At 44.7% G+C, this 7926-nt stretch carries 6 protein-coding genes; all 6 read left to right on the forward strand.

Annotated features, from left to right (window positions below):
* The first annotated feature begins 24 nt into the window (after positions 1-24).
* Positions 25-4419, forward strand: coding sequence for a PolC-type DNA polymerase III (locus ACHUFA_RS04675; RefSeq protein ID WP_394405044.1), 4395 nt, complete (start codon positions 25-27; stop codon positions 4417-4419).
* 129 nt (positions 4420-4548) lie between these two features.
* Positions 4549-4881: a hypothetical protein gene (locus tag ACHUFA_RS04680; protein ID WP_394405045.1), complete on the forward strand. Its 333-nt coding sequence runs from the start codon at positions 4549-4551 to the stop codon at positions 4879-4881.
* Positions 4878-5219 carry a hypothetical protein gene (locus ACHUFA_RS04685; protein WP_394405046.1) on the forward strand — a complete coding sequence of 114 codons (342 nt, stop codon included), beginning with the start codon at positions 4878-4880 and terminating at the stop codon, positions 5217-5219. Before ACHUFA_RS04680 ends, ACHUFA_RS04685 begins: the two co-directional genes overlap by 4 nt.
* Before the next feature lies 1 nt (position 5220).
* Entirely contained in the window at positions 5221-5532 is a 312-nt protein-coding gene (locus ACHUFA_RS04690) for a hypothetical protein (RefSeq protein ID WP_222347775.1), read from the forward strand.
* Positions 5533-5615: 83 nt separating this feature from the next.
* Entirely contained in the window at positions 5616-6857 is a 1242-nt protein-coding gene (locus tag ACHUFA_RS04695; RefSeq protein ID WP_394405047.1) for an aminopeptidase, read from the forward strand.
* Positions 6858-6909: 52 nt separating this feature from the next.
* Positions 6910-7899, forward strand: coding sequence for a Gfo/Idh/MocA family protein (locus tag ACHUFA_RS04700; protein ID WP_394405048.1), 990 nt, complete (start codon positions 6910-6912; stop codon positions 7897-7899).
* The last annotated feature ends 27 nt before the right edge of the window (positions 7900-7926 follow it).

Here is a 7926-nt window from a genome sequence, read left to right on the forward strand (position 1 = left end):
ATAAAATACGACGAGAGAGAAGCTATGTCTGATAAATTTCAACTTTTATTGCAACAGATTGGAATGCCGCTTGATGGGATGACGTCAAGTGTTTTTTCGACTGGGAAAATTGAGCAGGTTTTGGTGCATAAGGTCAGCAAGATTTGGGATTTTACTTTCCGTTTCGACCAGACCTTAGCCATAGCAGATTATCAGCATTTTAAGGCGCGCTTGGTCAATGAATTTTCTAAGACTGGTAATCAGGCTCGTTTTCAGATTGTGACTGAAAATCCTTCTTTTGAACAAGCAGTTTTGCAGGCTTACTATCAGGAAGCTTTTAGTGAGGAATTGTGTCAGAGTGCAGGATTTAAAGCTCTTTTTCAAGGTCTGGAAGTGGAATTTGAGGACGGAACATTGTATGTGAAGGGACCTGAAACCATTGATACGACTCACTTTCGGAAAAATCATCTGCCAAATCTCCTGCAGCAATTTGAACGCTTTGGCTTTGCAGGCATCAAGCTCGATCTTCGAATTTGTCAAGAAATGACAGAAAGGTTGGAGGCAGATTTCCAAGCGCAAAATGAGCAAATCTACCAACAAGCTAATTTAGAAAATCTGGAAGCGCAAGAGCAGTTGGCACAAATGGCACCACCACCTGAAGCCGCACCGCAGTCTTCTTTCCAAGAATTCAAAAAATCTCGCCCTGCCAAGGTTAACTTGGACAAGGCAGAAATCACCCCTATGATTGAGGTGGAAACGGAAGAAAATCGGATTGTCTTTGAAGGTTTGGTTTTTGAAGCGGAGCACAAGGTAACGCGGACGGGGCGGGTCATCATCAATTTCAAGATGACAGACTACACTTCGTCATTTACCTTGCAAAAATGGGCAAAAAATGAAGAAGAAGCCCAGAAATTTGACATGGTTAAAAAAGGGAATTGGCTCCGTGTTCGAGGGAATGTGGAGACCAACAATTTTACCCGTGACTTGACCATGAATGTGCAGGAAGTACAGGAAGTCAAGCGTGACATTCGCAAGGACCTCATGCCAGAGGACCAGAAGCGGATTGAGTTTCACGCCCACACCAATATGTCTACTATGGATGCTCTGCCACCAGTTGAAGACTTGGTAGCGCGTGCCGCTAAGTGGGGGCATAAGGCGGTGGCTATTACCGACCACGGGAATGTTCAGTCCTTCCCACATGGCTATCATGCAGCGCGCAAGGCAGGAATTAAGCCCATTTTTGGCTTGGAGGCCAATGTCGTTGAAGATAGTGTTCCGATTGTCTATAATGAAGCGGATGTAGACTTGAAAGAAGCTACTTATGTAGTCTTCGACGTGGAGACGACAGGACTTTCAGCGGTTTACAATGACCTGATTCAGATTGCGGCTTCTAAGATGCACAAGGGAAATGTTATTGCAGAATTTGATGAATTTATCAATCCAGGTCATCCCCTATCCGCCTTTACGACAGATTTGACGGGGATTACAGATGAGCATGTCCGTAATGCTCGTCCTTTGGAGCAGGTGCTCCAGTCCTTCCAAGAGTTTTGTGAGGGAACAGTCTTGGTTGCCCACAATGCCAGCTTTGACGTGGGCTTTATGAATGCCAACTATGAGCGTCATGGCTTGTCGCAGATTAGCCAGCCGGTGATTGATACGCTGGAATTTGCCCGCAATCTTTACCCTGAATACAAGCGACATGGTTTGGGACCTTTGACCAAACGCTTTGGGGTTGCCTTGGAGCACCACCACATGGCCAATTACGATGCGGAAGCAACAGGTCGCCTGCTCTTCATTTTCCTTAATGAAACCTATGAAAAACACGGTCTCTTCAACCTCAGTCAACTTAATACTAGTCTGATTGCAGAGGATTCCTATAAAAAGGCCCGTGTCAAACATGCTACGCTTTATGTGACCAATCAAACAGGCTTGAAAAATATGTTTAAGCTAGTTTCCTTGTCCAATACCAAGTATTTTGAAGGGGTCCCTCGGATTCCACGGACGGTACTTGATGCTCACCGTGAGGGCTTGATTTTAGGAACAGCCTGTCAAGAAGGGGAAGTTTTTGATGTTCTGGTGTCTAAAGGTCTGGATGAAGCGGTCAAAATAGCAGCCTATTATGACTTTATCGAGGTCATGCCACCAGCTCTTTATGAACCACTCATTGCTCGGGAACAATTCAAGAACATGGATGAAATCCATGAATTGATTAAAAACTTGATTGAAGTAGGGCGTCGTGCCAACTTGCCTGTCCTTGCGACGGGAAATGTGCATTACATTGATCCAGAAGAAGAAATTTACCGTGAAATTATTGTGCGAGCTCAGGGGCAAGGAGCTATGATTAACCGTCCAATTGGTCATGGAGAAGCTGCTCAGCCAGCTCCATTGCCCAAAGCTCATTTCCGTACTACTAATGAAATGCTAGATGAATTTGCCTTCTTAGGTGACAATCTAGCGCGTGAGATTGTCATCACTAATCCAAATCTCATGCTGGAGCGCTTCGAAGAAGTGGAAGTGGTCAAGCGCGATCTCTACACGCCCTATATTGAAAAGGCTGAGGAGACGGTTGCTGAATTGACCTATAAAAAGGCCTTTGAAATCTACGGAAATCCACTGCCAGATATCATTGACCGACGGATTGAAAAAGAATTGACCTCTATCTTGGGGAATGGCTTTGCCGTGATTTACCTAGCCTCTCAGATGCTGGTGCACCGTTCCAATCAGCGGGGTTATCTGGTTGGTTCGCGGGGGTCTGTCGGCTCTAGTTTTGTAGCGACCATGATCGGGATTACAGAAGTTAATCCCATGCCGCCGCACTATGTTTGTCCGAGTTGCCAGTACAGTGAGTTCATCACGGACGGTTCCTATGGTTCGGGCTTTGATATGCCCGACAAGGACTGCCCAGAATGTGGTCACAAGTTAGCGAAAAATGGCCAGGACATTCCCTTTGAGACCTTCCTTGGGTTCGACGGGGACAAGGTTCCCGATATCGACTTGAACTTCTCAGGTGAAGATCAGCCGTCTGCTCACTTGGATGTTCGGGATATTTTTGGGGAACAATACGCCTTTCGTGCAGGGACTGTGGGTACGGTTGCGGCCAAAACGGCCTATGGATTTGTCCGAGGGTACGAGCGGGATTATGGGAAGTTCTACCGTGATGTAGAGGTGGAACGCTTAGCGGCTGGCGCCGCAGGCGTTAAGCGAAATACAGGCCAGCACCCTGGTGGTATCGTTGTTATTCCTGACTACATGGATGTTTATGACTTTACACCGGTCCAGTATCCAGCAGATGACCTTGAGGCTGCTTGGCAGACCACTCACTTTAACTTCCACGATATCGATGAAAACGTCCTAAAACTCGATGTTCTGGGTCATGATGACCCGACCATGGTTCGGAAGTTGCAGGACTTATCAGGGATTGATCCCAATACTATTCCTGCCGATGACAAGGGGGTTATGGCGCTCTTTTCTGGGACAGAGATTCTTGGAGTTACGCCAGAACAGATTGGCACACCGACAGGTATGTTGGGGATTCCAGAGTTTGGGACCACCTTCGTACGGGGCATGGTGGAAGAGACGCGTCCGACGACTTTTGCGGAGCTCTTACAGTTATCAGGTCTTTCACACGGTACCGACGTTTGGCTTGGAAATGCCCAAGATTTGATCAAGGCAGGTATTGCGGACCTGTCTACGGTAATCGGTTGTCGGGATGATATCATGGTTTACCTCATGCATGCAGGCTTGGAACCTAAGATGGCCTTTACTATCATGGAACGGGTGCGTAAGGGGGCTTGGCTTAAGATTTCTGAAGAAGAGCGCAACGGCTATATTCAGGCTATGAAGGAAAATAATGTCCCTGACTGGTACATTGAATCCTGTGGAAAAATCAAGTACATGTTCCCCAAAGCTCATGCGGCAGCCTATGTTATGATGGCCCTGCGCGTGGCCTATTTCAAGGTTCACCACCCACTTTATTACTACTGTGCCTATTTTTCAATCCGCGCTAAAGCTTTTGACTTGGCGACCATGTCGGGTGGATTGGACAAGGTCAAGGCTAAACTCAAGGAAATCGCAGATAAGCGCCAGCGCAATGAAGCTTCCAATGTAGAAATTGACCTCTATACCACTTTGGAAATTGTCAATGAAATGTTGGAACGAGGATTCAAGTTTGGAAAATTGGACCTCTACAATTCAGACGCCATTGACTTCAAGATCGAAGGGGATACGCTGATACCGCCATTTGTTGCCATGGATGGACTGGGTGAGAACGTTGCTAAGCAAGTTGTCGCAGCCCGCAAGGACGGAGAATTCTTGTCCAAGACAGAACTCCGCAAACGTGGTGGCCTCTCCTCAACACTGGTCGAAAAAATGGATGAAATGGGGATTTTAGGCAATATGCCAGAAGATAACCAACTCAGCCTTTTTGATGATCTCTTTTAAAAAATGGCCGACTGCCTAACTCTCTTGTAAGGTACGAAAGAGTGTAACAGCCGAGCTGTTTTTTCTTGTTTTTATAATTGTGTCTGTGATATAATACAATAAAAGAAAGCGGATACAACAAAAAGTTTCATGGAATTATTAGTAGAATTTGTCGGGATGATATTTTATGAATTTACAGACTTGGTTACGACGAAAGAAGTTGTAGAAGGCGCTCCCTATCGTCACTTTTACTTTTGGATGAGCTGGCTTAGTTTTTTCTTCAATTTTGCAGTTGCTCTCCTACTTGCTTTTGTTTGTTTTGTTCTCACTTACCAGATTTACTCGAGTCAGACTTCTCTCTTTCATCATGTATCGGTCGTTCTATTATTCTTGCTGTTCTTGTTTACAAGCTATCGTAGTCTACGTATTGGTGCTAGTTGCATTCGATTCATTCCTATTTACTTTTCAAGGGAGGTAAAATGATGTCTAAGTTTCCTCGAATCACACTCGCTCATCTTTGTTGGGTTACGATTTCTGCAATTTTTGTTCTTTTGATTATCATTGATAAGTTTGCTTGGCAGACGCTGGCCTACTACTTTTATATGATGTTAGTGGTATATCTTGTGTCTCGATTTAACCAATTCTTGCAGGATATGGATGTTTATCGACGGAGATTTTGGACCTTTGCCTTGGTTCTACTCTTGTTTTGGTTGCCTTTTTTGGTGACAGATGGTTTTGTTGGAACGGCATGGATTGAGATGGGGACTTTTATCAGTTTTGGTCTGTGGTGTTTTGTAGAATTTTTCAGAAGTGGAGATTAGTATGGCAATTCAAGATCTGACTGTTCTTTTGGTACCAGTAATCATCTGGCTGATTGGTTGGAAGTCCAAAGATCGTCGTTTTAGCAAGTTTCTCTATTATCTAAGCTGGATTGGTCTTTTCTATCTCGTTGTTATGTGGCTATTTCTAACGGTTATTACCATACTTTTGGTCAATCTTTTAGTGTCAAAATTTAGTTTAGCTATGCTTGGCATGTGGTTCTTCTTAGCAGCTCTGTGCCTTGGTGATGGCTTCGTAAATGTTTGCCTCTGGCGAAAAATGTGTCTGAGAAGACGAAAATGGAAGAATAGTTGAAGGAAGAGGTGAACTTGTAGCCTCTTCTTTATTGTATCTAATTATGGTATAATGACTTTTGTATTATATTAAAGGAGATTCCCATGGTATTACCAAATTTCAAAGAAAATCTTGCAAAATATGCTAAGTTGCTCGTATCTACGGGTATCAATGTTCAAGAAGGGGACACTGTTGTGCTTCGTATTAGTGTTGATCAAGCTGAATTGGCTCGTCTTTTGGTCAAAGAGGCCTATGCTCTCGGCGCTAAGGAAGTCTTGGTTCAATGGAATGATGACTTCATTACTCGCCAAAACTACCTCAACATTCCGACTGAGCGTTTGGAAAATGTGCCAGATTACAAGATTGCAGAGATGAATTATTGGCTAGATAACAAAGCTAGTCGTTTGGTTATTTTGTCAGAAGATCCAGCAGCTCTTGATGGCGTTGATCCTGAGAAATTATCAAAAGCTGCGCGGGCAGCCAGCATCGCTTTGAAACCACTTCGTATTGCAACCCAAGCTAACAAAGTTAGCTGGACCTTGGCTGCTGCATCAGGAACTGCCTGGGCACAAAAAGTTTTCCCTCAAGCTGCAAGCGAAGAAGAGGCTATGGACCTCCTTTGGGACCAAATTTTCAAAACTTGTCGTATCTATGAAGAAGACCCAATCCAAGCTTGGGCTGAGCACGAAGACCGTCTTAATGCCAAAGCAAAAGTCTTGAATGATGAGCAGTTTGTAAAATTGCATTACACAGCACCAGGTACAGACTTGACACTTGGCTTACCAAAACACCATTCATGGGAAGCAGCTGGTAGCTACAATGCTCAAGGCGAGCACTTCATCGCCAATATGCCAACAGAAGAAGTCTTCACTGCACCAGATTTCCGTGTAGCAGACGGTTATGTGACTTCTACAAAACCACTCAGCTATAACGGCAACATCATCGAAGGCATTAAAGTAACCCTCAAAGACGGTGAGATTGTGGATGTTTCTGCTGAAAAAGGCGACGAAGTCATGAAGAAATTGGTCTTTGACAACAAAGGAGCTCGTGCTTTGGGAGAAGTAGCCTTGGTGCCAGATAAGAGTCCAATTTCACAATCAAATATTACCTTCTTTACAACCTTGTTTGATGAGAATGCCTCAAACCACTTGGCAATCGGCGCAGCCTACGCTTTCTGTGTGGAAGGTGGAACTGAAATGTCAGAAGAAGAGTTGGAAGCAATCGGTCTCAACCGTTCAGACGTTCACGTGGACTTCATGATTGGATCAGACCAAATGGATATCGACGGTATCCGCGAAGACGGAACTGTTGTGCCAATCTTCCGTAAAGGCGATTGGGCGATTTAATCACCAAGCAGATGGATTTCCGTCTGCTTTTTCTGCATAGATAGGAGTCAATATGGACACAGGAAAACAGATTCAGTACAAGTGGGCAACCTTAGGAACAGGCGTTATCGCCAATGAGTTGGCTCAAGCCTTGCAAGCGCTGGGTGGTAATCTCTACTCGGTAGCCAATCGCACGCATGAAAAAGGCCTTGCCTTTGCACAAAAGTATGAAATTGAAAAAGTTTATGAAAAAATAGAAGATGTATTTGCAGACCCAGAAGTGGATATTATCTACATTTCGACACCGCATAATACCCATATCAACTACCTCCGCCAAGCCTTGGCGGCAGGCAAGCATGTTTTATGTGAAAAATCCATTACGCTGAACAGTCAAGAATTGGAAGAAGCGATTCAATTAGCTGAAGAGAATCATGTGCTGTTGGCAGAAGCCATGACGATTTTCCATATGCCCATCTATCGTCAGTTGAAGAGTATGGCAGACAGTGGTGCCTTTGGTGAGTTGAAGATGATTCAGATGAATTTCGGTAGTTACAAAGAATACGATATGAATAACCGCTTTTTCAACCGTGACCTAGCTGGTGGAGCTTTGTTGGATATTGGTGTCTATGCCTTATCATTTGTGCGTTGGTTTATGTCTTCTAGCCCAGACCAGTTAGCATCGCAGGTAAAATTTGCTCCGACAGGTGTAGATGAGCAGGTTGGCATTCTTTTAACAAATCCGGATGGCCAGATGGCGACGGTCAGCCTATCCTTGCATGCCAAACAGCCTAAACGTGGACTTTTGGCCTATGACAAAGCCTACATCGAACTCTATGAATATCCCCGTGGGCAAAAGGCAGTTATTACCTACATGGATACGGGCAAACAGGAAACGATTGAAGTGGGGGCTACCGACCAAGCCTTGCAATATGAAGTTCTGGACATGGAAGCAAGTATTGCCGGGGCCCAAAACCACACTTACCTAAACTATTCGCGTGATGTCATGCGTATGATGACAGACCTCCGTGAAGAATGGGGAATGACTTACCCAGAGGAAGAATAGAAACAAAAAAGCAGACCTAGTCTGCTT

The organism is Streptococcus hepaticus (assembly GCF_043656315.1).
Lineage (GTDB): Bacteria > Bacillota > Bacilli > Lactobacillales > Streptococcaceae > Streptococcus > Streptococcus hepaticus.